At 73.5% G+C, this 14,205-nt stretch carries 14 protein-coding genes; 7 read left to right on the top strand and 7 right to left on the bottom strand.

Annotated features, from left to right (window positions below):
* Positions 1-195: 195 nt before the first annotated feature.
* Positions 196-1,488: a cytochrome P450 gene (locus CNX65_RS10775; RefSeq protein ID WP_096492652.1), complete on the bottom strand. Its 1,293-nt coding sequence runs from the start codon at positions 1,486-1,488 to the stop codon at positions 196-198.
* Between the two features lie 31 nt (positions 1,489-1,519).
* Positions 1,520-2,689 (bottom strand): cytochrome P450 family protein, encoded by a 1,170-nt coding sequence (locus CNX65_RS10780; RefSeq protein WP_096492653.1) that lies wholly within the window; start codon positions 2,687-2,689, stop codon positions 1,520-1,522.
* Positions 2,690-2,900: 211 nt separating this feature from the next.
* On the opposite strand from CNX65_RS10780, the gene CNX65_RS10785 reads away from it, so the two are divergent.
* Positions 2,901-4,082: a TetR/AcrR family transcriptional regulator gene (locus tag CNX65_RS10785; protein ID WP_232519781.1), complete on the top strand. Its 1,182-nt coding sequence runs from the start codon at positions 2,901-2,903 to the stop codon at positions 4,080-4,082.
* 523 nt (positions 4,083-4,605) lie between these two features.
* On the opposite strand, the gene CNX65_RS10795 is transcribed toward CNX65_RS10785, so the two are convergent.
* The 3 genes from CNX65_RS10795 to CNX65_RS10805 all read right to left on the bottom strand — a co-directional run bounded on the left by CNX65_RS10795 (position 4,606) and on the right by CNX65_RS10805 (position 7,001).
* Positions 4,606-5,073 carry an acyl-CoA thioesterase gene (locus tag CNX65_RS10795; protein WP_096492654.1) on the bottom strand — a complete coding sequence of 156 codons (468 nt, stop codon included), beginning with the start codon at positions 5,071-5,073 and terminating at the stop codon, positions 4,606-4,608.
* A 10-nt stretch (positions 5,074-5,083) separates the two neighbouring features.
* Positions 5,084-6,241, bottom strand: a complete 1,158-nt coding sequence (locus CNX65_RS10800) for an MFS transporter (protein WP_218180890.1) — start codon at positions 6,239-6,241, stop codon at positions 5,084-5,086.
* Between the two features lie 163 nt (positions 6,242-6,404).
* Entirely contained in the window at positions 6,405-7,001 is a 597-nt protein-coding gene (locus CNX65_RS10805) for a TetR/AcrR family transcriptional regulator (protein ID WP_096492656.1), read from the bottom strand.
* Positions 7,002-7,137: 136 nt separating this feature from the next.
* Here CNX65_RS10805 and CNX65_RS10810 point away from each other — a divergent pair, with 136 nt between their 5' ends.
* The 5 genes from CNX65_RS10810 (at position 7,138) to egtD (ending at position 12,564) form a co-directional block, all read left to right on the top strand.
* Positions 7,138-7,863, top strand: a complete 726-nt coding sequence (locus CNX65_RS10810) for a Scr1 family TA system antitoxin-like transcriptional regulator (protein ID WP_157767580.1) — start codon at positions 7,138-7,140, stop codon at positions 7,861-7,863.
* An 81-nt stretch (positions 7,864-7,944) separates the two neighbouring features.
* The gene (locus CNX65_RS10815) at positions 7,945-9,171 is read left to right on the top strand and encodes a glutamate-cysteine ligase family protein (RefSeq protein ID WP_096492658.1); all 1,227 of its coding nucleotides are present in this window, start codon (positions 7,945-7,947) and stop codon (positions 9,169-9,171) included.
* Between the two features lie 358 nt (positions 9,172-9,529).
* Positions 9,530-10,858, top strand: coding sequence for an ergothioneine biosynthesis protein EgtB (gene egtB / locus CNX65_RS10820; RefSeq protein WP_096492659.1), 1,329 nt, complete (start codon positions 9,530-9,532; stop codon positions 10,856-10,858).
* A complete protein-coding gene (gene egtC, locus CNX65_RS10825; protein WP_096492660.1) occupies positions 10,859-11,605 on the top strand; it encodes an ergothioneine biosynthesis protein EgtC in 747 nt (248 codons plus the stop codon).
* Positions 11,602-12,564, top strand: coding sequence for an L-histidine N(alpha)-methyltransferase (gene egtD / locus CNX65_RS10830; RefSeq protein WP_096492661.1), 963 nt, complete (start codon positions 11,602-11,604; stop codon positions 12,562-12,564). Before egtC ends, egtD begins: the two co-directional genes overlap by 4 nt.
* 73 nt (positions 12,565-12,637) lie before the next feature.
* Here the strand turns inward: egtD and CNX65_RS10835 are convergent, their stop codons facing one another.
* Positions 12,638-12,865 carry a hypothetical protein gene (locus tag CNX65_RS10835; RefSeq protein ID WP_096492662.1) on the bottom strand — a complete coding sequence of 76 codons (228 nt, stop codon included), beginning with the start codon at positions 12,863-12,865 and terminating at the stop codon, positions 12,638-12,640.
* 116 nt (positions 12,866-12,981) lie between these two features.
* Positions 12,982-13,191, bottom strand: coding sequence for a hypothetical protein (locus CNX65_RS10840; RefSeq protein WP_096492663.1), 210 nt, complete (start codon positions 13,189-13,191; stop codon positions 12,982-12,984).
* A gap of 144 nt (positions 13,192-13,335) precedes the next feature.
* On the opposite strand from CNX65_RS10840, the gene CNX65_RS10845 reads away from it, so the two are divergent.
* Positions 13,336-14,202, top strand: a complete 867-nt coding sequence (locus tag CNX65_RS10845; RefSeq protein ID WP_096492664.1) for a helix-turn-helix domain-containing protein — start codon at positions 13,336-13,338, stop codon at positions 14,200-14,202.
* Positions 14,203-14,205 lie beyond the last annotated feature (3 nt).

Genomic DNA, 14,205 nt, shown 5'->3' on the forward strand with positions numbered 1-14,205 from the left:
GGGCAGCCCGGAAGGCTGGAAAGTGACGAGGGTCAACCGAGAGGGATGCGCTGGAGCGCACAACACCTCGCCGCCCTCCCGGAGGAGGGCGACGAGGGTGTTAGGAGCGCGGGGTGGCCCGCCACGGCGGCGGTGCGGCGGGACAGTCCCGCGCTGGAACCAGGATGCACCACAACCGCGCCGCACCACCCGTGATCAGCGCTTGTTCAGCTCGATCGTGTGACCCACGGAAGTGGAAACGGGCAGGGACACCGGCCCCCGGATCGTTCCCGACCGCCGCGAGCGCACCCGTCCCGCGAGCCTCAGGTCGGGGAAGCGCCTGAACAGCCCGCGCAGCGCGGCCACCGCCTCCATCCGCGCCAACCCGGCCCCCAGGCAGTAGTGGATGCCCGAGGAGAACGCCAGGTGCTCGCGCCCGCGCTCGCGCCCCGGCAGGAACCGGTCCGGCTCGGCGAACACCTCGGGGTCCCGGTTCGCGCCCGCCAGCAGCAGCATCACCGGCGTCATGGGCCGCACCCGCGACCCCGCCAGCTCCACCGGCTCGAACGGCGCCCGCAGCGTGTACCGCACCGGCGGGTCCAGCCGCAGCACCTCCTCCACCACGGCCTCCGCCCACGCCTCCTCCGCGACCAGCCGCTCCCGGTCCTCCGGCCGGTCCAGCAGCACCAGCACCGCGTTCCCGATCAGGTTCACCGTCGTCTCGAACCCGGCCACCAGCAGCAGCTCCGTGGTCGCCAGCAGGTCCTCGCGCGAGAGCCCCGGCTCCGCCGCCAGCGCGCTGACCACGTCGTCGCCCGGCTCGCGCCTGCGGTGCTCGACCAGGTCCCCGAGGAACGCCTCGAACTCCGCCAGCGCCACTTCCAGCGCCCGCGCCTGCCGCACCGAGCGCACCCCGTCCAGCGCCGAGATGATCGCGCTGCCCCAGCGGCCGAACGCCGAGTGGTCGCCGCCCGGCACGCCCAGCAGGTCCGCGATCACCCGCACCGGGACCCGCGCCGCGAAGTCCTCCACCAGGTCGAACCGCTCCCGGCCCGCCAGCGCGTCCAGGTGCTCGTCGACCACCCGCCGCACCGACTCCTGCCTGGCCCGCAGGCCGCGCGGGGTGAACCACGGGGCGGCCAGCCTGCGCAGCCTGCCGTGGTCGGGCGGGTTGAGGGTGAGGAACGAGTCCGTCACCGGGTTCACCAGCCGCCCCCGCGGGCCGGGCAGCTCCGGCGGTGGCAGCGGCTGGAGCACCCCGAAGGCCGGGTCGCGCAGCACCTGGCCGCACACGGCGTGCGAGGCGGTGACGCGCATCCCGAGGTCGCTCCGCCCCAGGCGCCCGCCCGCGCGCACGCGTTCCTGCTCCCGGTTCCGGTCCCAGCGCGGCGAGGTGTCCAGCAGGCGGGCGACCGGGTCGCCCAGGGCGGCTCGGGCGCGCAGCGAGGTGCGCAGCACCAGCAGGGAGGTCGCGGTCTTGAGGGTGAGGAGTGGAGCGCTGCTCGACATCACCCCACGGTGGCCGACCCGCGCGGCCGGTTCAAGCGGTTCGGGACAAGCGCACCCGCAACGACGCCAGCCGCCAGGTGCCGCCGTCCGGGACCCGCTCGGGGGTCTCGGCCAGCTCGACGACCGGGTAGCGCGCCAACAGCTCGGTGATCGCGACCTCGGTCTCGACCTTCGCGAACGCCGCGCCCAGGCAGAAGTGCGGGCCGTGGCCGTAGGCGAGGTGGCCGCCCTCGGCGCGGGTGAGGTCGAGGCGGTCCGGGTCGGTGTAGGCGCGCGGGTCGCGGTTCGCGCCGACCAGGGACGCGACGACCGGCGCGCCCGCGGGGACCGGCTCGCCGCCGACCTCCACCTCCCCGGCCGCGAACCTCGGGGTGGCCATCAGCTGCGGGCTCGCCCAGCGGGTCAGCTCCTCCACCGCGCGCGGGGCCAGCTCGGGGCGCTCGCGCAGGAGGGCCAGCTGGTCGGGGTGGGTCAGCAGGGCCTCCAGGGCGTTGACGACGAGGTTGGCCGGGGTCTGGCCCGCGAGCACGAGGTGCCAGACGAGGGTGACCAGCTCGGTGTCGGTGAGGCCGTCCTCGACCTCCAGCAGCCAGGACAGCAGGTCGTCGCCGGGGTGCGCGCGGCGGTGCGCGATGGCCGCCTTCGCGCCTTCGATGACGTCGGGGACGGCGGCGACGAGGCCTTGAAGGTTCCCGGAGACGACGGCCGAGCCGTGGGCGCGCCACCGCTCCCGGTCCGCCTCGGGGATGCCGACGAGCTCGCAGACGACGTCGCTGGGCAGCGGGGCGGCGTAGTCGGCGAGCAGGTCGGCCTCGCCGTCGTCGGGCAGCGCGTCGAGGAGGGCGGTCACCAGCTCGGTGATCCTGGGGCGGAACCCGGCGGCGCGGCGGGCGGTGAACGCGGGCGTGGCGAGCCTGCGGACGCGCTGGTGCTCGGGGCCGTTCAGCTCGGACATCGTGCGCATGTAGCGGAGGCAGTGGGCGGGGATGCCGGGGAGGCCGGTGAAGCTGTTCGCGCCCACCCGCAGGCGGGGGTCGGACAGCACGGCCTTGGCGTCGTCGTGGCGGGTGGCGACGCGCAGGTCGCCCAGGCCGGGGACGGGCATCAGGGCGATGGGGGACTGCTCGCGGGCGGTGCTGTGCGCGGTGAAGGGGTCGAGCAGGGTCTTGGGGTCGCGGGGGTCGAGGACGGGGTTGGTCACGGGGCGCTCCAGGTCGGTAATTCAGATGTTCTCATCATTCGGATGTTGAGAGTATCTGGATAGGGTTGGAGTCAAGCGTGCGGGGGTGCTCGCGGGCCGGGAGAACCACCCGATCGGGAGAGGTCCGAGGGTGTTGGAACGGGATCTTCCGCTGCCGGACAATTGATCGCGGACGAGATGCGTCGAGCGGAGGGGTTCCGGTGAGCGGGTGGTGGGCGTGGCGCGGCTGACCAGGGCGCAGACGCAGGAGCGGACGAGGGCCGCGGTGCTGGCCGCCGCGCGCGCCGAGTTCGCCGAGCGCGGGTACCGGGACGTGAGGGTCGACGCCATCGCCGAGCGCGCCGAGCTGACCAGGGGCGCGGTCTACTCCAACTTCCCCGGCAAGCGGGCGCTGTACCTGGCGGTGCTGGCCGACCTGGTCGAGCGCACCCCACCCCCGCCGGGGGCCTGTCCGGGGCGGACCCTGGAGGAGGCGCTGGGGGCGCTGGCGAGGACGTGGGTGGCGCCGGTGCCCGACGGGATCGGCCGCGCGCTGCCGCCCGAGCTGGCGGGTGAGGTGGCGGACGTGCTGGGCGCGCTGGCGGGGGTCAACGCCGTGCTGCTCGGCCTGGCGGCCGAGGCCCTGGCCGGGGTGCGCTGGGACGGCCCGATCCACACCCGCCGGGTGCGCTTGGCCGAGCTCGTGCTGGCGCTGCTGCACGGGGCGCGGCAGCTGGGCTCCCTGCCGGGTGGGGCGGGGGCGCCTGCGGCGTACGACGTGGTGAGCGCGTGCGAGCGGTTGTCGGGGCTGGTGATGGACGACTGGTGGGCGCCTGCGGAGGCCGCGGTCGAGGCGCGGGAGGACGACCGGGAGTGGGCGACCCCCGAGGGGTTGGTCGACCTGGTGCGCGGGAGAGGCGTCGCGCCTGGTGCCGGGGTGGGTTGGGCGCTTGGTGACGGGTCGGTTGCCGTGACCGGTGGCGGGCCGGTCGCTGTGCCTGCTGGTGGTTTCGCTGTGCCTGGTGGCGAGGTGGTCGCCGTGCCGGGTGATGGGGTGGTCGCAGTGCTGGGCGTGCGGCGCTGGGGCGCGGTGGAGCGGGTGGCGCGTTGTGGTGTGCCGGTGACGATCGCACTGGTGACCGACACGCCCACCGAGGTGCTGCCACTGGTGCGGGCGGTGGTGGGGGAGCTGTGCGCGGCGGTGCGGGTGGCGTTCCCCGAGACGGCGTGGCCAGAGGTGCGTCTGGTGTGTGATCCGGGTGGGCGGCTCGCGACTGCGGCCGGGTTCGCCGAGACCGGGGACACGACCGAGGCGGCGGCCCTGCTGTCCGGCGGCCGAGTGGTGGCGACCGCTGAGGGAACCGGCGCGGTCACGGCGGTTCTCGGTGCCCGATCACTCAGCAGGGAGGGGTGATCGAGTGAGCTGAGGGCTACCGGCACGTGCGCTGGCATTGGCATTGGCATTGGCATTGGCACTGGCACTGGCGCTGGCACTGGCACTGGCACTGGTGCTGACGCTGGGGCGAGCGGGATCGCGATCGAGGCACGCACCTACACGCTGGCTGCTTGCCAACCGACTGGGACCCGTCAACTGCCTGCGTCCCGCTGACAGCTTGTGTCCCGCTGGCCGCTTGTCCAGCCTGCCGGTTCCGGGAATGGCGGTTCTCGTGGGTGGCTCTGGCCGGGCGCGCTTGCGGATGTGCCTTGCGGTGCCTGATTGCCTCATCGTGGAGCCGTGGAGCCGTGGAGCCGTGGAGCCGTGGAGCCGTGGAGCCGTGGAGCCGTGGAGCCGTGGAGCCGTGGAGCCGTGGAGCCGTGGAGCCGTGGAGCCGTGGAGCCGTGGAGCCGTGGAGCCGTGGAGCCGTGGAGCCGTGGAGCCGTGGAGCCGTGGAGCCGTGGAGCGCGTGCTCGCGTGGGGCGTGAGGGCGGGGGTGGGGTTAGGGGCGTTTGGTGAGGGGTGTCGTGGTGCTGCCGTGGCCGTTGCGGGTGGCTCGGGTGCGTTGTTCCAGGGCTCGCCGCAGTTCGTCCGGGATCGGGGTGTGTCTGGGTTCCGGGGTGCCGCAGGCGGTGTAGCGGGTCCAGCCGACCGCTACCGGGGTTCCGTCCACCTCGGCCTCGAAGCCCAGGGTCATCGTCGTGCTGCCCAGGGTGCGCACTCGCACGTTGATGCGCATCATGTCGTCGAAGCCCGCCTCGCCCAGGTAGCGCACCGACGTCTCGGCCACTGCGAACTCCACGCCGTGCTTCTCCAGCTCCCGGTACGAGCCGAGCAGCGACCTGACCGTCTCCACCATCGCTGCCTCGAAGAAGATCGGGTAGCGGGACGCGTGCACCACGCCCCGCCGGTCGCAGTCGACCGGGCGGACCCGGATGCGGTGCACGTGGGCGGGGCGGGGATCGGCCATGCGCGGGATACTAGGGCGTCACGCGAAGGGTTTTCCGGTTCGTAGTGGCGGCTGCTCCGAGCGTCGCAGCGATCACCTGCCCTGCGGCGGCCAGCCAGATCACCCCTGACGGGGGCCAGGTCGACAGCAGGGCGCCGCCTGCTGCTGCGCCCAGTGCGTACGTGCCGATCTTCAGGCTTGCGCCTGTCGTGGAGAGCTGGCCCAGCAGGGCGGGTGGGGTGTAGCGCTGCCTGGCGCTGATCGTCGCCGGGAGGACGGGGGCGTCCACCAGGCCGGTGAGGGCTACCAGGGGCAGCAGGGTCCAGATGGTGCTCGCCAGTGGCCAGGTGGCCAGGGCTGCGCCGTAGAGGGCCAGTGCTGTGAGCACTACGCGTTCCGGGGGCCAGCGGGCCAGGTGGCGGCGCAGTGCTAGGAGGCCTGCTGCGCATCCGGTCTCCAGCACGGCCATGAGCAGGCCCAGGCGGTGTGGGGTGCCGTCCAGTTCGGTCAGGCGTGCTGGGAGTGCCGTCGCCAGCAGGCCCACCGCGCCGTACCCCAGTGCCGAGGCGATCGTCGTGCCGCGCAGCGGTGGGGTCGCCGCGAGGTGGCGCAGACCTCGGCGCAGGGCGACGACCAGGGGCGGGTGGTCGGCCGGTGGGTGTGGTGGGACGCGTAGCCGTAGCGTGCACAGGCCGCCTGTCAGGGCCAGTGCCGCGATCACCAGCACCGCGGTCACCGGTCCGCTCGTCGCGGCCAGCACGCCGGCCAGCGCCGGGCCGCCGATGGCTGCGGCGGTGAACAGCAGGGCGTCGTCCGAGGTCGAGCGGGGGAGGTCGGTGGCGAGTCTGGGGACCAGGCTGGTGAAGCCGCCGCTGGTCAGGGGGAGGGCCAAGCCTGCCAGGAACGCCGAAGCGGCTAGTGCGGGCGTGCTCGGCAGGAGTGCCATGGCCAGAGCCGAGGCGGCTAGTGCGAACTGGTTGCCTGCCAGGGTGGCCACGGGATGCGCGGTGCGGTCCAGCCAGGCGCCCAGCAGTGGGCCTGACACCACCGACGGGATCGTGTACGCGGCGACCACCAGGCCGGATAGTGCTGAGCTGCCGGTTCGCTCCAGCGCGAGCAGCACCAGGGTCACGGCGACCATCTCGTCGGCGAGTCTGGCCAGGCCCGCGCACAGCAGGTACAGCCGCATCACGTGAAACGCACCTCCCCGTGCTGACGAGGACTGACGCGGTGCCCGGTTCGGTGATCGATTCGGCACGCGCCACAGCAGGCTGTGGCGACTCACTGTCCACCCGGTTGTCGCGTAACAGGTGAGGGTGTGACCTGGGGGCAGCTTGTGCGGTGGAGGTGGGTCAGCCTGTGCGGCGGTGGCGGCGGACGGATTCCTCCACCAGGTCCAGGACCGGTTCCAGGTCGTCTGCGGGGAGGCCCATGGCCAGGTGGGAGACCAGGCCCTCCAGGACCAGCTCCAGGAACGACGTCAGGACGGCCACGTCCACGTCGTCGCGGAGGTTGCCCGCCTCGCGCTGGCGCAGGAGGCGCTGCCTGGTCGCGTCGGTGAGCTGGCTGGAGCGCTCCGCCCAGCGCCCGCGGAACTCCGGGTCCGTGCGCAGTCGCCTCGACACCTCGAGGCGGGTGCCCAGCCAGTCCGCCGGGTGCTGCTCGCCGTCGTCGTGGCGCGGGGTTGCGAGCAGCTCTCGCATCACCTGGACCAGGCCCTGCTCGGCCACCACGTCGGCCATGCGGATCGCGTCGTCCTCGGCCAGCGCCAGGAACAGCGACTCCTTGTCCCGGAAGTGGTGGAAGATGGCTCCCCTGGACAGGCCGGTACCCTCTTCGAGGCGGCGCACGGTGGCGCCCTCGTAGCCGAAGCGCGCGAAGCAGGCACGCGAGCCGTCCAGGATCTGGCGGCGGCGGGCGTCTAGGTGGTCCTGACTCACCCTGGGCACCGGGTGATCGTCCCAGCACCCGCCCGCGAAATCCAATCAGTACGTACGGATTGTTCCGTCAATCATGTGATCCTTTGGGGTGCACTTTCCGGGCGCTCGGTGAAACGCCAGGTCAGAACACGTATGGTGCGGTTCCGTGAGAGCAGGGGACGGGGTGTCGTCGTGGCCGCTCCGGTCACCGTCGAAGCGGATCGCGGTCGACGTCGTCGACCTGGTGCGCCTGGTGGGCGGCAGCCAGCGGGGTGATGAGCGGCGGGCCCGGTCGCTGGTCTGCTACGAGGTGCTGGTCGTGCCGGAGTGGTTGCGCACTGCGGATTACGCGCTGGCCTACGGGGGCGACAACGGTTTCGGGAACGGTGAGCAGGGTGGCCCCTGGGGCAGCGGGCAGGGTGGTTCCTGGGGCAGCGGGCAGGGCGGCGTCGGGGCTGACCTCCGGAGTGCCGGTGTGAGCGGCGGTGACGTCGAGCCGGGTCCGTCGACCCCGCCCCCGGACTCGGCCTTCTACCTGCACGAGGCCGTCCTGCACACCCCCGTCGGCGGGCCCGGCGCGCACGCTCGGCAGCTGCTGGCGCTCGCCGCCTCGCCGTGGCCGGTCCGGGTGGTGCCGTTCGGGGTCGGGGCGCGGCCTGCGCTGGCCAGGCCGTTCGTCTACCTGGAGTTCGCCGACGCGCCCCCGGTCGCCTACTCCGGCGGGCGGGTGGAGAGCGCTGGGCCGCACCGGGAGGCGCTCGCCGTGCTGGAGGAGCTCGCGCTGGGAGTCGACGCCTCGCGGGCGCTGCTGGCCACGTGGAAAACCGCCGCTCAAGGACCGTTCGCGGGGCATGGCGCTGCGTGCACATCGGACACCCCCGATTCCCATTGATCCGTAAGGGTTTTGTTCGCTGCGTCGATCGGTATTCCCGGTGTAGCGTCGAGCCCGACCGAGGCCGACAGGGGAGTGCGCATGGTTGCCGCAGTTCACCCAAGTCCGGCGCACGGCCCGGCTCCCGCGTCCTTCCGGGACCGCGCGGAGGCCGAGGCCTACGTGGCGTCGGTGTGCTTCAAGCACGGACCGCCGAGGCTCATCGGCGTCGAGATCGAGTGGACCGTCCATCACCTGGGCGATCCCTCCCTACCCGTGGACGCGGCGCTGTTCTCCGCCGCGCTGGGCGACCACGCGCCCCCGACCCTGGTGCCGGACAGCCCGCAGCGCCCGCTGCCCAGCGGCACGCCGCTGACGGTCGAGCCCGGCGGCCAGGTCGAGATCTCCACCCCGCCGCGCGACTCGCTCACCGAGCTGCTCAAGACCGTCGCGTCGGACGTCGACCACCTCGCCGGCCTGCTCGAACCGGCCGGTTTCACCCTCGGCGACCGGGGCGCCGACCCGTTCCGCCCGCCGCGCCGCCTGCTGGACGTCCCCCGCTACCGGGCGATGCAGCACGCCTTCGACGCGCTCGGCCCGGACGGCCTGACCATGATGTGCAGCACCGCCGGTCTCCAGGTGTGCCTCGACGCCGGTGAGGGCCCGGACGTGGCCACCCGCTGGGCCGCCGCGCACGCGCTCGGGCCCGCGCTGATGGCCCTGTTCGCGAACTCGCCCGGCGTCGGCGGGCTGCGCCCGGACTGGGCCAGCGCCCGGATGCGCACCCTCTACGGCACCGACCCGGTGCGCTGCCGCCCCGGCGCGGTGTGCGACGACCCGGCCTCGGCCTGGGCGCGCCGGGTGCTGGACGCGCCGGTCATCGTGGTGCGCAGGCCGGGACCGGACTGGATCCCGCCGCACCTCCTCACCTTCGCCGACTGGGTCGACGGGGCGCTCGACCGCAGGCCCACCACCGAGGACCTCGACTACCACCTGACGCTCCAGTTCCCGCCGGTCCGCCCGCGCGGCTACCTGGAGATCCGCTACCTGGACACGCCCGGTCCCGGCGGCTGGATTCCCCCGGTGGTGCTGCTGGCCGCCCTCTTCTCTCACCCGTCCGTGGTGGACTCGGTGCTGGAGGCGACCGGTCCCGCGGTGCGGCGCTGGCTCACCGCCGCCCGGTACGGGCTGGACGACCCGGTGCTGGCCCGCGTCGCCGCGCAGGTCGTCGAGCTGGGCTGCGCCGCGCTGCACCGCACCGACCTGTCGCCCGCGCAGGCCGACGTGGTCGCCGACGAGCTGCACCGCGCGCTCGCCCGGCGTCGCTGACGGTCCCCGGCGCGCCGACGACGTCGCGCCACCCCGCCGCAGCGCCCGCGCCCGCGCGACCGCCGTCGAACCGGCCGAAGGTCCGCGCGAGGCCCCTCCCCACGAGGTCGGTGCGAGTCCCGTCGCCCCGACCGCGACGACACCCCGGCAGTCCCCGGCGCCGCCACACCCGAGCAACGGGCGCGGAACCGGCTCGTGCTGCCCCCACGACCAGCTACCCGCAACGAGGAGCGCGCTCCCTCCGCACCCGGAGGAGCGCGCCACCGGTCGAGCGCCGCTGAACCGGGCGCCGCTCGACCGGGGAACGCTGAGAAGAACCCGCTGACAGCACTGCACACCAGTCCGGAGGGGGCCTTTCATGACCAGCGCCGAAGACCTGCGCGCGACAGTCGCGGACCAGCTCACCAGGGCCAGGGCCCGCAGCGCCGCGCTCACCGACGCCGTCGACGACGACGACCTGGTGCGCCAGCACTCGAAGCTCATGTCACCGCTCGTGTGGGACCTCGCCCACATCGGCAACCAGGAGGAGCTCTGGCTCGTCCGCGACGTCGGTGGCCGCGATCCGGTGCGCTCCGACATCGACGAGCTGTACGACGCGTTCAAGCACGCCCGAGCGGCCCGCCCCGGGCTGCCGCTGCTCGGTCCCGGCGAGGCGCGCGGCTACGTGCGGGAGGTGCGCGACAAGGTCTTCGACGTCCTGGAGCGCACCCCGCTGGAAGGCGCGCGGCTGCTCGACGGGGCGTTCGCGTTCGGCATGATCGTGCAGCACGAGCAGCAGCACGACGAGACCATGCTGGCCACCCACCAGCTGCGCGCGGGCGCCCCGGTGCTGCACGCCCCGCCACCGCCGCCCGGCGGTCCGGTCGGGCCGCCCGAGGTGCTGGTCCCCGGCGGCCCGTTCACCATGGGCACCTCCACCGAGGCGTGGGCCCTGGACAACGAGCGGCCCGCGCACCAGGTCGTGACCGCGCCGTTCTTCATCGACACCACCCCGGTCACCAACGGCGCGTACACCGAGTTCATCGCCGACGGCGGCTACCGCGACCCGCGCTGGTGGAGCCCCGCGGGCTGGGAGCACGTGCAGGGCGCGGGCCTGGAGGCCCCGCGCTTCTGGTCGCGCTCCGGGGACGCCTGGCACCGGCGCGCGTTCGGCGTCACCGCGCCGCTCGACCCCGCGCAACCGGTGGTGCACGTGTGCTTCCACGAGGCCGAGGCCTACGCGCGGTGGGCCGGGAAGCGGTTGCCCACCGAGGTCGAGTGGGAGAAGGCCGCCCGCTTCGACCCGGCCACCGGGCGCTCCCTGCGCTACCCGTGGGGCGACGACGACCCGACGCCCGAGCACGCCAACCTCGGCCAGCGGCACCTGTCCCCGGCCCCGGTCGGCGCCTACCCGAAGGGCGTGTCGCCGCTGGGCGTGCACCAGCTCGTCGGCGACGTGTGGGAGTGGACCAGCTCGGACTTCCGGGGCTACACCGGGTTCGAGGTGTTCCCGTACGCCGAGTACTCGCAGGTGTTCTTCGGCGCGGACCACAAGGTGCTGCGCGGCGGTTCGTTCGGCACGGACCCGGTGGCGGTGCGCGCCACGTTCCGCAACTGGGACTACCCGATCCGGCGGCAGGTCTTCGCCGGGTTCCGGTGCGCGCGGGACGCGTCGCCGGAGGTCGCGCGCGGGGCGGTGGAGGGCTAGGTGTGCAGGCACCTGGGGTACCTCGGGCGGCCGGTCCCGCTGTCGGCGCTGCTGTTCGACCCGCCGCACTCGCTGGAGCACCAGTCGCACGCGCCAGCGGACATGCGGCGCGGTGGCACGGTCAACGCCGACGGGTACGGGGTCGGGTGGGCCGCCGAGGACGGGCAGGTCGCCCGGTACCGGCGGGCCGGGGCGATCTGGGCGGACGAGAACCTGGCTTCACTGGGCCGAGTCGTGCGGTCGGGCGCGGTGCTGGCGGCGGTGCGCTCGGCCACGGTCGGGATGCCGGTGGTGGAGACCGCGTGCGCGCCGTTCTCCGGCGACGGCTGGCTGTTCAGCCACAACGGCAAGGTGCCCGAGTGGTCGAAGTCGTTGGCGGGCCTGGCTTCCGGGCTTCCGGTGGAGCGGTTGCTGACGCTCGACGCGCCGACGGACTCGGCGCTGCTGTGGGCGCTGGTGCTGGACCGGTTGCGGTCCGGGGCGGGCGCCGAGGAGGCGGTGGTGTCGGTGCTGCGCGAGGTGGACGCCGCCGCCCCCGGCTCGCGGCTGAACCTGCTGCTGCTCGGCCACGGCGTCGTGATCGGCACGACCTGGACGCACTCGTTGTGGTTCAGGCGGGACGAAGGCGGGGTGCTGGTGGCCTCCGAGCCGCTGGACACCGGTGACGGCTGGCGCGAGGCGCCCGACCGCTCGGTCGTGGTGGCCTCCGAGTCTACTGTGGACGTTCGAGCGATAGGACGACGATGACCGAGCTTGACGTGCGACTGACCCCCGACGAGGCGGCGCGCGCGCTGCGCGAGGAAGCCGCGGCCGGGCTGGCCGACACGCCGAAGTGGTTGTCCCCCAAGTGGTTCTACGACGAGGTGGGCAGCTCGCTGTTCGAGGACATCACCCGGCTCCCCGAGTACTACCCGACGCGGGCCGAGCGGGAGATCCTCACCGCGCGGGCGGGCGAGGTCGCGGAGCTGACCGGTGCGGCGGAGCTGGTGGAGCTGGGGTCGGGGTTCTCGGTGAAGACCCGGCTGCTGCTCGACGCCCTGCGGCCGACGCTGCGCCGGTTCACGCCGCTGGACGTGTCCGAGTCGGCGCTGCTGGCCGGGGCGTCCGGGCTCGCGGACGACTACCCCGGCGTTCGGGTCCGCTGCGTGGTCGGGGACTTCACCCAGCACCTCGGCGCGCTCCCGGCGTCGGACGGGCGGTTGGTGGCGTTCCTCGGCGGCACCATCGGGAACCTGCTGCCCGAGGAGCGCGGGAAGTTCTTCGCGGCCGTGCGGGAGTCGTTGCGGGCCGGGCAGTGGCTGCTGCTCGGCGCGGACCTGGTGAAGGACCCCGAGGTGCTGGTGCGGGCGTACGACGACCCGACCGGGGTGACGGCCGCGTTCAACCGGAACGTGCTGCGGGTGCTGAACCGGGAGCTGGGCGCGGGGTTCGACCCGGACGCGTTCGCGCACGTCGCGCGGTGGGACCCGGAGCGGGAGTGGATCGAGATGCGGTTGCGGGCGGGGCGGGCGATGCGGGTTCCCGTTCCGGGGCTGGGCATCGAGGTCGACTTCGCGGAGGGGGAGGAGCTGCGGACGGAGGTGTCGGCGAAGTTCCGGCGCGACGGGCTGGAGCGCGAGCTGGGGGAGTCCGGGTTCGCGGTGCGGCGGTGGTGGACCGACTCGGAGGGGCGGTTCGCGCTGGTGCTGGCGCGAGCTGCCGGGTGAGCACCGGGTCGGGCGGCGCTCGGCCGTCCTGATCCTGCGGGCCCGGCCGCTTCCTCCCGGCGGTCGGGCCCGTTCACAGCTCCTCGCGGTTCATGCCCTCCGCGCGCTGGTCGCGGCGCCACCACACGTGGTCGACGGCGATCTCGGTGACGGCGAAACCGACCAGCAGGGCGGTGGTGAGGCCGTCGGGCCAGGCGAAGAGGGCCCAGGTCGCGGTGAGCGCCAGCGCGGGGGCGAGGGGGAACCAGACCCTGGTGCGGCCCAGGGAGTCGTTGCGCAGCCACCACAGGAGCAGGACCACGGGCCTCCTTTCCGCAGCGGCCGGAGATACCTAAAGGTGGTCGGCGAGCGGGACGGGGAAACCCCGTTGGGCCAACGGGATCAGCGTGGTGCGGCCGTTGTGGTGAGCGGGGCGGGTCAGGCGTCCGGGTCGTCCGCCTCCAGTGTGCGCAGGGCCTCGTCGAGGGCGTCGCGGCAGGCGCGGAGCATCGGGGTCGGCATCTCCAGGGTCACCTCCACCGGGCCCAGGATCATCAGGCTGGCGCGGTCCGGGGAGTCCGGGCGGCAGACCACCGGCCTGCCCTCCTCCAGGTAGAGCCAGGTCGACGCGGTCTGGGTGGTGGGCACTCGAGGGCTCCCGGAGGTCGGCGGGTGGTGGTGACACACGTTATCTACGTGCGTAGGAAATGACATTTACCCAGTTGGGTGACCTTGCTCGTGTGGGAGAGGCGCTAGATTGCGCCACCGTGCCAGCGAGGGGGACGTGAGGACATGCGGCAGGTTCAGCCCGAGCACATCCAGATCGCGGCCACGCTGCGGCGGATGCGGGAGCAGGCCGGGGTGGGGCGGGACCAGGCGGCCCTGCTGCTCGGGTGCACGATCTCCAAGATCGGGGACCTGGAGACCGGGCGGTCCCGGCCCAAGCCGGTGGAGCTGGAGCGGTTGCTCGACCACTACGGGGTCATGGGGGACGAGCGCGGTGAGCTGCTGCTGTTCGCGCGGAACTCGCGCGGGCGGCGGGCGCCCGGCCCGTACACGGCGGCCACCGTGCCCAACAACCACCGGCGGATCGTCGACCTCGAAGCCCAGGCGATCTCGTCGATCTGCTACTCGGGCGAGCTGATCCCCGGCATCCTCCAGATCCCCGCCTACGCCAGGGCCACCTTGGAGTGGGGCTCGCGCGACCGCTCGGACGAGCAGGTCGAGCGGCTGGTCGAGTTGCGTCTGGAGCGCGGGAAGCTGTTGACCCGCACCGAGCGCCCTCCGCTGCGCTACTGGTGCATCCTCGGCGAGGGCGCGCTGCGGGTGAGCATCGGCGGCCCCGACGTCATGCGCGAGCAGATCGAGCACCTGATCCGCTTCAACACCACCACGGACAACGTGATCGTGCAGGTCATGCCCTACTCGGCGGGGATTCACGCCTTCAGGGGGATGCTCGCGACCCTGCACCGGTTCCCACCGCCCGCGCCGGACATCCTGCTGACCGACAGCTACGGCCGGGAAACCGTGCAGGACAAGGCATCCGTGGTCGAGCGCGCCACGCACCACCTCGAACTGATGCGCGGCATGGCGCTGAGCCGGGAGGCGAGCACCCAGCACATGCGCGAGTTCGTCGGCGTTGCGCCGGGACAACGGTGAAAT

It is taken from the genome of Actinosynnema pretiosum, from assembly GCF_002354875.1.
Lineage (GTDB): Bacteria > Actinomycetota > Actinomycetes > Mycobacteriales > Pseudonocardiaceae > Actinosynnema > Actinosynnema auranticum.

Bases quoted from the DNA above. Each gene is read 5' to 3' on its own strand.
- CNX65_RS10800 (WP_218180890.1), bottom strand. From the start codon at position 6,241: ATGCGGCTGTACCTGCTGTGCGCGGGCCTGGCCAGACTCGCCGACGAG.
- egtB (WP_096492659.1), top strand. From the start codon at position 9,530: ATGACCAGCGCCGAAGACCTGCGCGCGACAGTCGCGGACCAGCTCACC.
- CNX65_RS10815 (WP_096492658.1), top strand. From the start codon at position 7,945: ATGGTTGCCGCAGTTCACCCAAGTCCGGCGCACGGCCCGGCTCCCGCG.
- egtD (WP_096492661.1), top strand. From the start codon at position 11,602: ATGACCGAGCTTGACGTGCGACTGACCCCCGACGAGGCGGCGCGCGCG.
- CNX65_RS10845 (WP_096492664.1), top strand. From the start codon at position 13,336: ATGCGGCAGGTTCAGCCCGAGCACATCCAGATCGCGGCCACGCTGCGG.
- CNX65_RS10795 (WP_096492654.1), bottom strand. From the start codon at position 5,073: ATGGCCGATCCCCGCCCCGCCCACGTGCACCGCATCCGGGTCCGCCCG.
- CNX65_RS10775 (WP_096492652.1), bottom strand. From the start codon at position 1,488: ATGTCGAGCAGCGCTCCACTCCTCACCCTCAAGACCGCGACCTCCCTG.